14 protein-coding genes are annotated in these 14,145 nt (G+C 65.0%); 9 read left to right on the top strand and 5 right to left on the bottom strand.

Annotation, left to right across the window (positions count from 1 at the left end; genetic code table 11):
• Positions 1-98 precede the first annotated feature (98 nt).
• From hpaH to C2U70_RS20260, 6 genes are all read left to right on the top strand, one after another.
• A complete protein-coding gene (gene hpaH, locus C2U70_RS20285) occupies positions 99-905 on the top strand; it encodes a 2-oxo-hept-4-ene-1,7-dioate hydratase (protein WP_140980196.1) in 807 nt (268 codons plus the stop codon).
• 30 nt (positions 906-935) lie between these two features.
• Positions 936-1,334 (top strand): 5-carboxymethyl-2-hydroxymuconate Delta-isomerase, encoded by a 399-nt coding sequence (locus C2U70_RS20280; RefSeq protein ID WP_140980195.1) that lies wholly within the window; start codon positions 936-938, stop codon positions 1,332-1,334.
• Positions 1,327-2,865 (top strand): 5-carboxymethyl-2-hydroxymuconate semialdehyde dehydrogenase, encoded by a 1,539-nt coding sequence (gene hpaE, locus C2U70_RS20275; RefSeq protein ID WP_140980194.1) that lies wholly within the window; start codon positions 1,327-1,329, stop codon positions 2,863-2,865. The genes C2U70_RS20280 and hpaE overlap by 8 nt, the downstream gene beginning before the upstream one ends.
• A gap of 118 nt (positions 2,866-2,983) precedes the next feature.
• Positions 2,984-3,967 carry a 3,4-dihydroxyphenylacetate 2,3-dioxygenase gene (hpaD, locus tag C2U70_RS20270; RefSeq protein ID WP_140980193.1) on the top strand — a complete coding sequence of 328 codons (984 nt, stop codon included), beginning with the start codon at positions 2,984-2,986 and terminating at the stop codon, positions 3,965-3,967.
• A gap of 3 nt (positions 3,968-3,970) precedes the next feature.
• Complete coding sequence (locus C2U70_RS20265; RefSeq protein ID WP_140980192.1) at positions 3,971-4,840, top strand: fumarylacetoacetate hydrolase family protein; 870 nt, start codon at positions 3,971-3,973, stop codon at positions 4,838-4,840.
• Between the two features lie 20 nt (positions 4,841-4,860).
• Entirely contained in the window at positions 4,861-6,489 is a 1,629-nt protein-coding gene (locus C2U70_RS20260; RefSeq protein ID WP_140980191.1) for a thiamine pyrophosphate-dependent enzyme, read from the top strand.
• On the opposite strand, the gene C2U70_RS20255 is transcribed toward C2U70_RS20260, so the two are convergent.
• The 5 genes from C2U70_RS20255 to C2U70_RS20235 form a co-directional block, all read right to left on the bottom strand.
• Positions 6,467-7,711 (bottom strand): MFS transporter, encoded by a 1,245-nt coding sequence (locus tag C2U70_RS20255; protein WP_140980190.1) that lies wholly within the window; start codon positions 7,709-7,711, stop codon positions 6,467-6,469. The two genes, C2U70_RS20260 and C2U70_RS20255, sit on opposite strands and share 23 nt — an antisense overlap.
• A 57-nt stretch (positions 7,712-7,768) precedes the next feature.
• Positions 7,769-8,419 (bottom strand): DNA oxidative demethylase AlkB, encoded by a 651-nt coding sequence (gene alkB, locus C2U70_RS20250; protein ID WP_140980189.1) that lies wholly within the window; start codon positions 8,417-8,419, stop codon positions 7,769-7,771.
• 9 nt (positions 8,420-8,428) lie between these two features.
• Positions 8,429-9,175, bottom strand: a complete 747-nt coding sequence (locus tag C2U70_RS20245; RefSeq protein WP_140980188.1) for a 2OG-Fe(II) oxygenase — start codon at positions 9,173-9,175, stop codon at positions 8,429-8,431.
• A gap of 184 nt (positions 9,176-9,359) precedes the next feature.
• Positions 9,360-10,046: a DUF2848 domain-containing protein gene (locus tag C2U70_RS20240; RefSeq protein ID WP_140980187.1), complete on the bottom strand. Its 687-nt coding sequence runs from the start codon at positions 10,044-10,046 to the stop codon at positions 9,360-9,362.
• Positions 10,039-11,388, bottom strand: coding sequence for an amidase (locus tag C2U70_RS20235; RefSeq protein ID WP_140980186.1), 1,350 nt, complete (start codon positions 11,386-11,388; stop codon positions 10,039-10,041). Before C2U70_RS20235 ends, C2U70_RS20240 begins: the two co-directional genes overlap by 8 nt.
• A 180-nt stretch (positions 11,389-11,568) precedes the next feature.
• On the opposite strand from C2U70_RS20235, the gene C2U70_RS20230 reads away from it, so the two are divergent.
• Genes C2U70_RS20230 through C2U70_RS20220 form a run of 3 tightly spaced genes read left to right on the top strand, consistent with a single transcriptional unit; the run spans position 11,569 to position 14,048 of the window.
• On the top strand, positions 11,569-11,982 hold the full coding sequence (locus C2U70_RS20230; protein ID WP_140980185.1) for a Zn-ribbon domain-containing OB-fold protein: 414 nt from the start codon (positions 11,569-11,571) through the stop codon (positions 11,980-11,982).
• Positions 11,983-11,988: 6 nt separating this feature from the next.
• Positions 11,989-13,128, top strand: a complete 1,140-nt coding sequence (locus tag C2U70_RS20225) for a thiolase C-terminal domain-containing protein (RefSeq protein WP_140980184.1) — start codon at positions 11,989-11,991, stop codon at positions 13,126-13,128.
• 5 nt (positions 13,129-13,133) lie between these two features.
• The gene (locus C2U70_RS20220) at positions 13,134-14,048 is read left to right on the top strand and encodes an SDR family oxidoreductase (RefSeq protein ID WP_140980183.1); all 915 of its coding nucleotides are present in this window, start codon (positions 13,134-13,136) and stop codon (positions 14,046-14,048) included.
• Positions 14,049-14,145: the final 97 nt, after the last annotated feature.

Here is a 14,145-nt window from a genome sequence, read left to right as displayed (position 1 = left end):
GTCCGAGAAAGTTTGCAGTGCAACACGCGCGAATCCGTCTTGACGCATTCACTTAACATGTTAAGTATCTCCCGGCATCACACTTTGTATGATCTCCGATGGCGCTTTCCAACGACGATATCCAGGCTTGCGCGAACCGCCTGCACCAGGCGGAGAAGACCCGCACGCAGATCCGCCAGCTCTCGCAGGAATATCCCGCGATCACCATCACTGACGCTTACGCGATTCAGAAGGCGTGGGTCGACATCAAGATTGCCGAAGGCCGTAACGTCAAGGGCCACAAGATCGGCCTGACCTCGAAGGCGATGCAGAGCGCGCTCAATATCGACGAGCCTGACTCCGGCGTGCTGCTCGACGACATGTTCTTTGCCGATGGCGGGCTGGTGCCGACGGAACGCTTCATCGCCACGCGCATCGAAGCCGAGCTCGCCTTCATCATGAACAAGCGCCTCAGTGGCCCTGACTGCACGATGTTCGACGTGCTCAACGCTACCGACTTCGTGGTGCCGGCGCTGGAAATCCTGGACACGCGTATCGAACGCGTCGACCCCAAGACCAAGGCGACGCGCAAGATCTTTGATACCGTCGCCGACAATGCGGCAAACGCCGGCATCGTGCTTGGCGGACGGCCGATCCGCCCCTTGGAGGCCGACCTGCGCTGGATCGGCGCGCTGTGCTTCAAGAATGGCCAGCTCGAAGAGACCGGGCTTGCCGCCGGCGTGCTCAATCATCCCGCGACATCAGTGGCATGGCTTGCGAACAAGATCGCGCCGCTCGGCCTTGCGCTGGAGCCCGGCCAGGTCGTGCTCGCCGGCTCCTTCATTCGTCCGATCGAGACCCGCAAGGGCGACACAATCCAGGCCGACTATGGCGCCTACGGTTCGGTGAGCTGCTACTTCGCCTGAGCCGACAAGAAAACAGGGAGTGAAACCGCGATGCCGCATTTCACGATCGAATATTCGGCCAATCTCGATGGCCGCCTCGACATGGCCGCGGTCTGCGAGGTCGTGCGTAAGGCCGCATCGGAGACCGGCGTGTTTCCCGTCGGCGGCATCCGCGTCCGCGCCATCAGATGCGAGCACTATGCGATCGCCGACGGCAAAAAAGACTACGGCTTTCTCTCGATGCTGCTGCGCATCGGCGAAGGCCGTGACCTGCCGACGCGCAAGGCCGCGGGCGAGCACGTCTTCCGTGCGCTGTCCGGCTATCTCGATCCCGTCTTTGCCGCCAGCAAGTTCGCCTTGTCCTTCGACATGCAGATCAATGACAAGGAGACGAGCTGGAAGCGCAACAACATCCACGAAGCATTGAAAGTGGAGACCGCCCATGGATAAGCCCGCGCCGAAGACGGATGTGTTCCAGGCCAACCGCGACCGTGTGGCGCCGCTCCTGAAGAAGCTGCGCGCGGACGGCATCGGCCACATGATCGACGGCAAGATCGTCGCCTCGATCTCGGGAGAGACCTTTGAGACGAAGTCGCCGGTCGACGGCACGACGCTCGCAAGCGTCTCCCGCGGCAATGCCGAGGACATCGACCGCGCGGCAACGGCCGCCGCCCTCGCCTTCAAGTCCTGGCGCGACATGGGGCCGGCGATGCGGAAGAAGCTGCTGCATCGCGTCGCCGATGCGATCGAGGACAATGCCGACGACATCGCCGTGCTCGAATGCATCGATACGGGACAAGCCTATCGCTTCATGGCCAAGGCCGCGATCCGTGCCGCCGAGAACTTCCGCTTCTTCGCCGACAAGTGTGGCGAAGCGCGCGACGGCCAGAACACGCCGAGCGACGAGCACTGGAATATTTCGACGCGCGTGCCGATCGGTCCCGTTGGCGTGATCACGCCGTGGAATACGCCGTTCATGCTCTCGACTTGGAAGATCGCGCCGGCGCTGGCCGCCGGCTGCACAGTCGTGCACAAGCCGGCCGAATGGTCGCCGGTCACCGCCGACATGCTGGCGAAGCTCGTGAAGCAAGCCGGCGTTCCCGACGGCGTGCTCAACACCGTGCACGGCTTTGGCGAGGAGGCCGGCAAGGCGCTGACCGAGCATCCCGCGATCAAGGCGATCGGCTTCGTCGGCGAGAGCGCGACGGGCTCGGCGATCATGCGGCAGGGCTCGGAGACGCTGAAGCGCGTGCATTTCGAGCTTGGCGGCAAGAACCCGGTGATCGTGTTCGACGATGCCGACCTCGACCGCGCGCTCGATGCCGTCGTGTTCATGATCTACTCGCTCAATGGCGAGCGCTGCACCTCCTCCAGCCGCCTGCTGGTGCAGGCCAGCATCGCGGAAAAGTTCATCGAGAAGGTCACCGCGCGCGTGAAGGCGCTGAAGGTCGGCCATCCCCTCGATCCCGCGACCGAGATCGGGCCGCTGATCCACGAGCGGCACCTGGCAAAGGTGTGCTCCTATTTTGACGTCGCGCGCGAGGACGGCGCGGTCATCGCGGTCGGCGGCAAGACCCATGACGGTCCCGGTGGCGGGCACTATGTGCAGCCGACATTGGTGACCGGCGCAAATGCAAAGATGCGCGTCGCACAAGAGGAGGTCTTTGGCCCGTTCCTCACCGTCATCCCCTTCCGCGACGAGACCGACGCAATCGAGATCGCCAACGACGTCCGCTATGGCCTCACCGGCTATGTCTGGACCAACGACATGGGCCGCGCGCTACGTGTAGCGGACGCGCTGGAGGCCGGTATGATCTGGCTGAACTCCGAGAACGTCCGCCATCTGCCGACCCCGTTCGGCGGCATGAAGGCAAGTGGCATCGGCCGCGACGGCGGCGACTATTCGTTCGACTTCTACATGGAAACCAAGCACGTCTCGCTCGCGCGGGGCACGCACAAGATCCAGAAACTGGGAATTTGATCGTCATTCCGGGGCGCGCGCAGCGCGAACCCGGAATCCATTCATCCACCGCCTCTGCTGCGCGATGGATTCCGGGTTCGGCTCTTCGAGCCGCCCCGGAATGACTGAGGGAAACGCAATGCCCGTTCCGCAACACAATTTCGAACCGCCCTTCAACATCATCCGTTCGAGCCACACCGTGCTCGACGTCACCGACCTGAAGCTCAGCCGCGAATTCTACGAGACCACCGTCGGCCTTCACGTCGAGGACGCCGACGACAATTTCGTCTACCTGCGCGGCTTCGAGGAACACCAGCATCACTCGCTGGTGCTGCGGAAGGCCGCGGTGCCGGCCTGCAACCGGCTGGGCTTCAAGGTCGGCAACGACGGGGATCTCGACAAGGCGGCCGCCTTTCTTTCCGAGAATGGCCTTAGCTACGCCTTCGCCGATCAGCCGTTCCAGGGCCGCACGCTGCAGTTCACCGACCCCTTCGGTTACCGGATCGAGCTTTATGCGACGATGGAGAAGCGGCCGCACCTGCTCCGCCGCTTCGATCTCTACAAGGGTTGCCATCCGCAACGCCTCGACCATTTCAACGTCTTCGCCGCCGAGGTGCAGGATACCGTGGACTTCTACGCCCGGCTCGGCTTCCGCCTCACCGAATATGCCGAGGAGGACGGCGCCAACGGCCGCATCGCAGCCGCCTGGATGCATCGCAAGGGCAACGTCCACGACTTTGCCATCACCAACGGCAAGGGCCCGCGCCTGCACCACTTCGCCTACTGGACGCCGACGGCGATGAACATCATCCATCTCTGCGACGTGATGGCGTCCGCGGGCTTGGTCAAGAACATCGAGCGCGGCCCCGGCCGCCACGGCATCTCGAATGCGTTCTTCCTTTACGTCCGCGACCCCGACGGCCATCGCCTCGAGCTCTACACCAGCGATTATTTCACCGGCGATCACGACCACGAGCCGCTGCGCTGGTCGCTGCGCGATCCACGCCGGCAGACGCTATGGGGCGCGCCCGCGCCGCGCTCCTGGTTCGAGCAGGGCTCGCCCTTCACGGGTCAGGCCGTGCGCGAACCGAAGTTCGTGGCCGACGTGCTGGTGGCGGACTGAGTGATGAGCCTCCCTCGCCTCGCCACCTATTCCCTCAAGGGTGCAACGAAATACGGCGCCGTCGTCGATGGCGGTCTCGTCGATCTCTCGGCGCGTCATGCCAAGGACTATCCGACGCTGCGTGAGGTGATCGCGGCGGGAAAACTGCAAAGCCTTGCGGACGAAGCCGCCGGCCGCGCGCCGGATCATGCGCTCGGTGACATCACCTGGCTGCCGCCGATACCTGCGCCGGAAAAACTCATCTGCATCGGCGTCAACTATCCCGACCGCAATGCGGAGTACAAGGACGGCCAGGACGCGCCGAAATATCCGAGCATGTTCATGCGCTCGCCCCGCTCCTTCGTCGGCCATGACACGCCGCTGGTGCGCCCGCGCGCCTCACACCAGCTCGACTATGAAGGCGAGATCGTGCTGGTTATCGGCAAGGCCGGCCGGCACATCCCGGAAAGCTCCGCGCTCGATCACATCGCTGCCGTCACGCTGTGCAACGAGGGCTCGATCCGCGACTGGCTACGGCATGCAAAGTTCAACGTGACGCAGGGCAAGAATTTTGATTCCAGCGGCAGCCTCGGCCCGTGGCTCGTGCCCTATACGCAGGAATCGCAGCTCGCCGACATCCGCCTGACAACCCACGTCAATGGTGAGCTGCGGCAGGATGATCGCACCAGCCGGCTGATCTTCCCGTTCCGCTACCTCATCAATTATATTTCGACCTTCGCAACGCTCGTTCCCGGTGACATCATCGTTACGGGCACGCCGACCGGCGCCGGCGCGCGCTTCGATCCTCCGCGCTATCTCAAGCCCGGCGACGTGATCGAGGTCGCGGCTGAGGGCATCGGCAAATTGCGCAACGGCGTCGTCGACGAAGCCTGAACAAGATTGGAAATGATGCAATGACCACCCTCACCGGCGGCGAAGCGATCGTAAGCGGCCTCGTGGCCCATGGCGTCGACACCGTGTTCGGCCTGCCGGGCGCACAGGTCTACGGCCTGTTCGACGCGTTCCACCAGGCCCAGCTCAAGGTGATCGGCGCGCGGCACGAGCAGGCCTGCGGCTACATGGCCTTTGGCTACGCGCGCTCCAGCGGCAGGCCCGGCGTGTTCAGCGTGGTGCCGGGCCCCGGCGTGCTCAACGCCAGCGCGGCACTGCTCACTGCCTTCGGCTGCAACGAGCCGGTGCTGTGCGTCACCGGCCAGGTGCCGACACAGTTTCTCGGCAAGGGTCGCGGCCATCTTCACGAGATGCCGGACCAGCTTGCGACCTTGCGCACCTATGTGAAATGGGCCGACCGCATCGAATATCCCGCCAACGCGCCGACCGTGGTGGCGCGCGCGTTCCAGGAGATGATGTCGGGCCGGCGCGGCCCTGCCTCGGTCGAAATGCCCTGGGACGTCTTCACGCAGCGCGCGGAGACGGCCGCCGCAAAGGTGCTGGCCCCCTTGCCTGCTCCGCAGCCCGACCCTGACCAGATCAAGCAGGCGGCAGCCCTGATCAAGACTGCGAAAGCGCCGATGATCTTCGTCGGCAGCGGCGCGATCGACGCGGGCGATGAAATACTCGAACTCGCCGAAATGATCGATGCGCCCGTGGTCGCCTTCCGCAGCGGCCGCGGCATCGTGTCCGACGCCCATGAGCTCGGCTTGACCATGGCGGCCGCCTACAAGCTGTGGCCGAAGACGGATTTGATGATCGCCATCGGTACCCGCGCAGAGCTGCCGGCATCGGGCTTCCGATGGCCGTATCAACCGCCGGGCTTGAAGTCCGTTCGCATCGATATCGATCCCGCCGAGATGCGCCGCCTGATCTGTGATGCCGTCATCGTCGCCGACGCCAAGGCCGCGACCGCTGACCTCGCCGCCGCCGTCAGCAAGGCCGGCTTCAGCAAGACCGCCGGCCGCCGCGCCGCAATCCGCGAGGCGACGGCGATGGCGCAAACGGAGATCCAGCGCATCCAGCCGCAGATGGCCTATCTCAACATCTTGCGCGAGGTGCTGCCGGCGAATGCCATCGTCACCGACGAACTGTCGCAGGTCGGGTTCGCATCCTGGTACGGTTTTCCGATCTACCAGCCGCGTACCTTCATCACGTCGGGCTACCAGGGCACGCTCGGCTCGGGTTTTCCGACAGCGCTTGGCGCAAAGATCGCCAATCCCGACAAGCCGGTCGTTGCGATCACCGGCGACGGCGGGTTCATGTTCGGCGTGCAGGAGCTCGCCACCGCCATGCAGTTCAACATCGGCGTCGTGACGCTGGTATTCAACAACAACGCCTACGGCAATGTCCGCCGCGACCAGCGCGAGCGCTTCGATGGCCGCGTCGTTGCTTCCGACCTCGTCAACCCCGATTTCGTGAAGCTCGCGGAATCCTTTGGCGCGGCGGCGGCGCGCGTGACCTCACCCGATCACTTCAAGGCGGCGCTAGAGAAGGCTCTGGCGCATGGCGGGCCGTATCTGATCTCGGTCGAAGTGCCCCGGGATTCGGAAGTGAGCCCGTGGGCGTTCATCCACCCGCCGAAGCCTTGAGACCGTCGGCGCCCTGAAGCCGCGCCGCAGCGATCACCAGAAGGCCGGCGCCAGCGACCGACCAGCAGGCAACCGGCGCCCAGTGCAACAGCGGCGCGTATTCGGGCATCTTTTGCAGGCTGCCCGCGACGGCGGCCATGCGTGCGAATGTGCCAAGCGCCAGCGCCGAGAAGACGAGGCCCGTGACCTTGCCTTCCGCACCTGTCGAACCGATTGCAAGCGCGGCCGAAATCGCGCTCATCAGCATGCAGCCCCAGGCCGCGCCCGCCAGGAATTGCGCGACAACAAGCGTGTTCAGGCTGCCGGCAAGCTCAGCCACCACGATCGCGACCGCGCCGAACAGGCCGGCCGCGCCCATCACGATCAGCCCGCCGCGATGCTTGACCACGAGGCTCGCCGGAAACATCGCGATGTTAAAACCGATCCAGAACACCGGCATCAGCCATGGCAGCTCGTCGGGCTTGGCAAAGCGCAGGTAGAACGGCGCGCTGTTCAGGGCAAAATGCAACTGATAGCCGAGCGCGAGCGCGACCATTGCGATGATGAACACGATCGGTACCAGGCCGAGCGGCTTTGCCGCCTCGACCGGCGCCGGCGGCGCGGTGTCGCGCGCGACGTCGTACTCGACCCGCGACAGTGCGAGCGCGGTCAGCAGCAGCACGGCGCTGGAGATGATGAAGGGCAGCCGCGCGTCGTGCTGGCGCAGCACGACGCCGAGATAGGGCGAGACGGCGCCGGCGACGCCATAACCGAGCATCGCAAGTGCTGCGAGGAACGGCACGTTCGACTTCGCACGATACTTTCCGAGCAGGGTCAGCGGTGGGGCGCGCAGGGCGGATGACGTGATCGACCAGATCACGATCAACGCGATGAACCAGCCCTGCGCGGCGGCGCCGCTGCCTGCCACGAAGGGCAGTGCGACGAAGGCCGCACAGGAGATCGCCGTCACGATACCGACGAACAGGCCGAGACGGCCGACAAAAGGCGCGATCTTGTCGGCCGCGATTCCCATCGCGGTGTCGGCGATGGTGAAGATGGCCTGATCAAGCATCAGGATGAAGATCACCGCCGCCGGTGCGATGCCGACTTCCGCGGCGAGTTTTGGCAGATAGATGACGTAGGTCGTCCAGCCCAGCGTGAACACCAGTTGCAGCACGGCCAGATAAAGCCCGGTGCGATTGGCGCTCACGCTTGTATCAGCAGACGCTTGTGCCGTGGTCATATCGCCGCCTCCCCTTGCGCCGTGAGCTTAGACGAGAGTAGGCATTGGGGAAACGTGTCAGCGCGTTTTTCGAAACGTCAGATTGATCCGCTGCCGGCCGAGAGCCGCATGCTCGCCCTCGGCGAGTGGTGCCACGCCGTGATAGGCGAGCCGCGAGGGTCCGCCCCAGACCACGACATCGCCATGGGTCAGGCGATACCTGACCGGCTTGTCGCCGCGTTTCATGCCACCGAACAGGAAGATCGCCGGCAGGCCAAGCGAGACCGAAACGATCGGTGCCGCAAGATCCAGTTCGTCCTTGTCCTGATGCAACGAGAGCCGTGTGCCAGGCTCGTAGCGGTTGATGAGGCAGGCATCGGGCGCGAAGCTTTGATAGCCGCCCTGCTCGGCCGCGCTGCGCGCGAGATCGCGAAACACGTCTGGCATCGCCGGCCATGGCAGATCGGTTCGCGGATCGATGGCGTCATAGCGATAGCCGGTGTGATCCGTGATCCAGCCACGCTCACCGCAGTTCGTCATCGCCACCGACATCTGGTAGCCGCCGGGCGTGGTCATCCGCCGGAACGGCGCCCGCGCCACGATGTCGCGCACGGCCGCGGTCAGCTCCTGCTCGATTGGCCCCGCAAAGCCGCGCAGCAGCACGGCGCCGTCCGCAATGCTCTCGCGCGACGGGCCGGTGTCGGCGAGGCCGTCAAACAGATCGGTCAAGAGCCGCGCTCACTTCGCATCGTGAAAGATCACACCCAGCGTGTGGCGCTGCCCGGACCTGATCCGGCTGACGCCATGGCGCAGATTAACGCGATAGGTGCCGCGCGTCCCCTGCACCGGGCGGTGATGCACAGCAAAGGCGACGGCATCGCCCTGCATCAGCGGCACGACCTCGGCGCGCGATTGCATGCGCGGGCGTTGTTCGGTGAGCACGAACTCGCCGCCAGTGAAATCATGCCCCGGCTCGGAGAGGAGAATCGCGACCTGCAGCGGGAACACGTGCTCGCCATAGAGGTCCTGATGCAGGCAGTTGAAATCGCCGGCGTCGTATTGCAGCAACAGCGGAGTCGGCCGGCTTTGGCCGGCGTCATGGCAGCGCTTCAGGAAGGCCGCGTGATCGCGGGGATAGCGGATGTCGATCCCCATCGCCTCGTTCCAACGGTTGGCGACGCCTTGCAGATGCGCATAGAGCGCGGGCCGGAGTTCGGCGATCAGATCGGGGAGCGGATAGGAAAAATACTTGTACTCGCCACGGCCAAAGCCGTGGCGGCCCATGACGATGCGGCTGCGGAAGCGTGCGTCGTCGGGATAGAGCGCGGCGATGTCGCGGCATTGGTCGGGTGTGAGCAGCCCCTTCAGGACGGCACAGCCCTGGGTGTCGAGTTCGCCGGTGATCTGGGGCCAGTCGAGGGCGTCGACGCAGGCGGTGATGCCCGCTTCCGAACTCGGTGCAGCAGCACGTTTGGCAACGGCCATAGCGATCATCCTATCCATCTCCGTCATTCCGGGGCGCGACGGAGTCGCGAGCCCGGAATCCATTCATCCACCGACGCTGTTTCACGATGGATTCCGGGCTCGCGCCAAAGGTGGCGCGCCCCGGAATGACAGAAATTGTGTCGCAGATCGCGGCCGCTACAGCCACCCGATTCCCGTCTGGAACCTAGCCCCTCACCGGCAGCGTCACCACGTCATAGCCATGCCTAATCGTGCGCTTCAGCACGGGGTCTTCCAGCTCGAACTCAAAACGGTCGGCGGGGCGGATGCCTCCCTTGGCGGCGAAAGTGCCGCCGAACATGGCGCAGCCGTCGGGCACGCCTTTGCCGTCGAAGCCGCGCGCGATGAGATCGGCGACCGGCAGCATCGCGTCGAGCGTGCCCTCCTGGTAGAGCACGCGCTCGCCCTTGATCCAGGCCCAGGAGCGCAAGATCATCCTGTCCCAATGGCCGATGACGTCCTCCAGCTCCCACAGCGTGGAGGCGATCGGCTTGTCGCACATCTGCTTCGACACGGTGACGCTGTAGGCCTCGACCTTGCGGTCGGTGTGGTCGGAGCCGCAGCCGACGAAGATGCGGCCCTGCCAGCCGATTAGCACGAACTCGACCTCGCCGGAGGAATCGCCGCCGGTGCATTCGATACGGTCGGCTAAGGTCAGCCGCCGCGCCGAGCAGCGATAGTAGATCGGCGTCGAGGCCGGCCGCGCGATGCCGACGGCCTCCAGCTCGGCGATGTGCTTGTCGCGCGCGACCGGATCGCGGCCGGTCCAGCCGGCGATGACGGCCTTGTCGATGGCGAGCGTCAGCGGGGTTGTCGAACCTTGGGCGTCGACGGTGAAGGTCAGGTCAAACACGAATTACGGCCTCCATGCCGGCGGCAAGTTCAAAGATGCGACGGTCGGATCCGCCGGCACCAGCCAGCATCAGACCAACGGGGACTTCGCCCGCGCGATGCGCGGGCAGCGAGATGGCGCAGCCGTCGATCATGTTGATCAGGGTGCAATTGCGCAGCGACTTCAGGTTCGCCGCGGCGAATGCCTTGTCGTCGGCGAGATCGGCGATCTTCGGCGGCGTGTTGGCGGTGGTCGGCAGCACCAGCGCGTCATAGGGCGCGATGCGTACATTGACGCGCGCGATCAGCGAGCGGCGTTCGTTGAGGAGATCGATGTAGTCGGCCGCGCTCTGCGCCTCGCCGCGCATGATACGCACGGAAACCCGGGGATCATAGACGTCGCCCTTGGCGGCGAGGAGATAGCGATGCCAGGCGTAGCTCTCGGACGCCGCAAAACCGCCTTTGGCGTTCATCGGACCGATGTCGTGGAATTCCGTCATCTCGACCCGCTCGATGATGGCGCCGTGATCGGCCAGCGCCTTCAGCGCGCGCTCGAAGGTTTGTGCGACCGGCGCATCGAGATCGTCGAGCGCAATCGTGGTCGGCACCGCGAGCCGCATGCCACGTACCGGGCGCGGGCGCAACGGCGCGACCGGCTCGTTCGCCAACACCGCGTCGAGTATGGCACAGCAACTGACCGATCGCGCGAGCGGCCCGATGCTGTCGAGCGAGAACGACAGCGGCACCGCGCCGTCCAGCGGTACGCGGCGCTGCGTCGGCTTGTAGCCGACGATGCCGTTATAGGCGGCCGGGATTCGGCACGAGCCACCGGTGTCGGTGCCGAGCGCGCCATGGGCCATGCCGTCGAGCACGGAGACCGCAGCACCGGATGACGAGCCGCCGGGCACATGGCCCTCGGCCCGGTTCCAGGCGCCCTTCGGCGTGCCGAAATGCGGGTTGATGCCGATGCCGGAATAAGCGAACTCGGTCATGTTGGTCCGCCCGATCAGCACGAAGCCGGCCTGGCGCAGCCGCGCCACTGTCGCCGCATCGTGTTCCGCCGGATCGGAATCGTCGAGGGCGCGGGAGCCGGCGCGCGTGGTCTGTCCCTTGATGTCGAAGAGATCCTTGATCGAGACCGGAATACCGGCATAAGGCGACGGCGCCGCCTTGGCCTTGCGCAGGGCGTCCATGGCATCCGCCGTCGCCAGTGCCGCTTCCTTGTCGACACGGATGAAGGCGCGTTGGCCCTCGCCTGCGGGGTCGGCAATCCTGGCGATGCACTCCTCGACCAGTTTTCGGGACGTGGTGCGGCCGTCCTCGAGATCGGTGGCGAGCGTGGCGAGCGTCGGAAGAGCGGGCATGTCTGTCTCACGGAATATTTTCGGCGCGGCGCAATCTATCCCGCTGGCTCAGTCCGATACAAGCACTGTACGCATGATGGCATGCGCGCGCGTTGCTGGACCGTTGACGCCCAATGGTCGATTGTCGCATCAAGATCGAAACAGCGGGCCATGCAGCCCCGCCTGGGAGGATTTGCCGACATGGCCGAACCGCAGCGCGCGCGACCGAAACCGACGCCGGAGACCCAGGAGTTCTGGGATGGCGCGAAGGCAGGCGAACTGCGGCTGCAGCGCTGCGACGCCTGCGCGCACGTCTACTTTCCGCCGCGCCCGTTCTGCCCGTCCTGTGCCTCGCGCAAGGTCAGCACCTTCAAGGCGAGCGGCAAGGGTTTCCTCTACAGTTACGTGATCAATCACCGGCCCGCGGCGCCCGGCTTCACGCCGCCTTACGCGATCGCGGTGGTCGAGCTGGACGAGGGCCCGCGGATGATGAGCAACATCATCGACTGCCCGCAGACGCCCGAGGCGCTCGAACTCGATATGAGGCTCGAGGTCGCCTTCGAGAAGCTCGACGACAAGATCACCCTCCCCGTGTTCCGTCCGGCGAAGGGGTAGGCGGCCATGCGCAAGAACCAGGTTGCCGTCGTCGGCGCGGCCGAGACCACCGAGCTCGGCATCATCCCCAACATGTCGCAGATCCAGCTTCATGCGGATGCGGCGCTCAATGCCATTGCAGATGCCGGGCTGAAGCTGTCCGACATCGACGGCTTTGCCACCGCAGTCGAATCGCCGCAGCAGGTCTGTCATTATCTCGGCATCAAGCCCACCTGGGTCGACGGCACCTCGGTCGGCGGCTGCTCGTTCATGCTGCATGTCCGCCACGCAGCCGCCGCGATCGAGGCCGGGCTGTGCAAGACCGTGCTGATCACGCATGCCGAGAGCGGCAAGTCGATGATCGGCAAATTGCCGCGCTCGACGCCTGCGGACAGCCTCAACGGCCAGTTCGAGGCGCCCTATGGCGTCTACGGTCCGCCCAGCATGTTCCCGATACCCGTGCTGCGCTTCATGAAGACCTACGGCATCACCCATGAGCAGCTTGCCGCGGTCGCGGTGGTGCAGCGGGAATGGGCGGCGAAGAATCCGCGGGCGATGATGAAGGATCCGATCACGGTCGCCGACGTCCTCAACTCGCGCATGATCGCCTACCCGTTCCGCCTCCTGCAGTGCTGCCTCGTCACCGATGGCGGTGGCGCGCTGATCCTGACCTCGGCCGACCGCGCCAAGGATTTTCCGAGGAAGCCCGTCTACATCATGGGCACCGGGGAGAGCGTCGAGACGCCGATGGTCAGCCAGATGGAGACGTTCAACTCCTCGCGCGCCTTCAAGACTGCGGGCCCGCTGGCGTTCAAGGAGGCCGGCATCGCCCACAAGGACGTCGACCACCTCATGATCTACGATGCTTTCGCGCACCTTCCGCTGTTCGGGCTCGGCGATCTCGGCTTCATGCCGCACGAAGAGACCGGCAAGTTCATCGCGGACGGCAACACGCGGCCGGGCGGCAAGCTGCCGCTCAACACCAATGGCGGCGGGCTCAGCTACATGCATTCGGGCATGTACGGGATGTATGCGCTGCAGGAGAGCGTGCGACAGATGCGCGGCATCGCGCCGGCGCAGGTGCCGAACGCCAAGATTTCGGTGTGTCACGGCGTCGGCGGCATGTTCGCAGCGTCGGGCACGATCGTGTTTACGAACGAGAGGTAATCCCCATGACAAAATCACTGCAGGACAAGGTCATCATCGTCACCGGCGCAGGCCGCGGCATCGGGCGCGAGATCGCGCTGCTTTGCGCGGCTGAGGGCGCGAAGGTCGTCGTCAACGATCCCGGTGGCGCCGCCGACGGCGCCGGTTCGAACGCCGCGCCCGCCGAGGAGGTCGTTGCGGAGATCAAGAAGCGCGGCGGCATTGCGGTGCCGAACTTCGAGTCGGTCGCGGAAGCGATCCCCGCGAGCAAGATCGTGAAGACCGCGACCGATCATTTCGGCCGGCTCGACGGCGTCGTCAACAATGCCGGCATCTTGCGCGACATGATCTTCCACAAGATGAGCGTGGAAGCCTTTGAGGCCGTCATCAAGGTGCATTTGATGGGCTCGTTCTACGTCTCTCACGCGGCGGCACGGATCTTCCGCGAGCAGGAGTCCGGCTCCTTCGTGCACTTCACCTCGACCTCCGGCCTGATCGGCAATTTCGGCCAGGCCAACTACGCTGCCGCCAAGCTCGGCATCGTCGGTCTTTCCAAGTCGATCGCGCTCGACATGGGCCGCTTCAACGTGCGTTCCAACTGCGTCTCGCCGTTCGCCTGGACCCGCATGATCGGCACCATCCCGACCGAAACGGACGCCCAGAAGGCACGCGTGGAGAAGATCAAGCAGATGGGCCCGGAAAAGATCGCGCCGGTCTGCGCCTATCTGATGAGCGACCAGGCCAAGGACGTCACCGGGCAGATTTTTGGCGTGCGCATGAACGAGATCTTCCTGTTCAGCCAGAACCGCCCGATCCGCTCGGTGCATCGTGGCGAGGGCTGGACGCCCCAGAGCATCGCCGAGCACGGCATGCCGGCGCTGAAGGATTCGTTCTACAAGCTCGATCGGTCGGCGGATATCTTTCCGTGGGATCCGATTTGAGGGCCTACTGGGGTCCTGCTGTTTCCACGCGTCATGGCCGGGCTTGTCCCGGCCATCCACGTTCTTGGGGGCAAAGACGTGGGTGCCCGGGACAAGC

Origin of the sequence: Bradyrhizobium guangdongense, from assembly GCF_006483445.1 — a bacterium.
Lineage (GTDB): Bacteria > Pseudomonadota > Alphaproteobacteria > Rhizobiales > Xanthobacteraceae > Bradyrhizobium > Bradyrhizobium guangdongense_A.
This window is presented reverse-complemented; position numbering and strand designations above follow the sequence as displayed.

Excerpts from the sequence above, each read along its gene's own strand:
- hpaH (WP_140980196.1), top strand. The coding sequence starts at position 99 with ATGGCGCTTTCCAACGACGATATCCAGGCTTGCGCGAACCGCCTGCAC.
- C2U70_RS20280 (WP_140980195.1), top strand. The coding sequence starts at position 936 with ATGCCGCATTTCACGATCGAATATTCGGCCAATCTCGATGGCCGCCTC.
- hpaE (WP_140980194.1), top strand. The coding sequence starts at position 1,327 with ATGGATAAGCCCGCGCCGAAGACGGATGTGTTCCAGGCCAACCGCGAC.
- hpaD (WP_140980193.1), top strand. The coding sequence starts at position 2,984 with ATGCCCGTTCCGCAACACAATTTCGAACCGCCCTTCAACATCATCCGT.
- C2U70_RS20265 (WP_140980192.1), top strand. The coding sequence starts at position 3,971 with ATGAGCCTCCCTCGCCTCGCCACCTATTCCCTCAAGGGTGCAACGAAA.
- C2U70_RS20260 (WP_140980191.1), top strand. The coding sequence starts at position 4,861 with ATGACCACCCTCACCGGCGGCGAAGCGATCGTAAGCGGCCTCGTGGCC.
- C2U70_RS20255 (WP_140980190.1), bottom strand. The coding sequence starts at position 7,711 with ATGACCACGGCACAAGCGTCTGCTGATACAAGCGTGAGCGCCAATCGC.
- C2U70_RS20245 (WP_140980188.1), bottom strand. The coding sequence starts at position 9,175 with ATGGCCGTTGCCAAACGTGCTGCTGCACCGAGTTCGGAAGCGGGCATC.
- C2U70_RS20235 (WP_140980186.1), bottom strand. The coding sequence starts at position 11,388 with ATGCCCGCTCTTCCGACGCTCGCCACGCTCGCCACCGATCTCGAGGAC.
- C2U70_RS20230 (WP_140980185.1), top strand. The coding sequence starts at position 11,569 with ATGGCCGAACCGCAGCGCGCGCGACCGAAACCGACGCCGGAGACCCAG.
- C2U70_RS20225 (WP_140980184.1), top strand. The coding sequence starts at position 11,989 with ATGCGCAAGAACCAGGTTGCCGTCGTCGGCGCGGCCGAGACCACCGAG.
- C2U70_RS20220 (WP_140980183.1), top strand. The coding sequence starts at position 13,134 with ATGACAAAATCACTGCAGGACAAGGTCATCATCGTCACCGGCGCAGGC.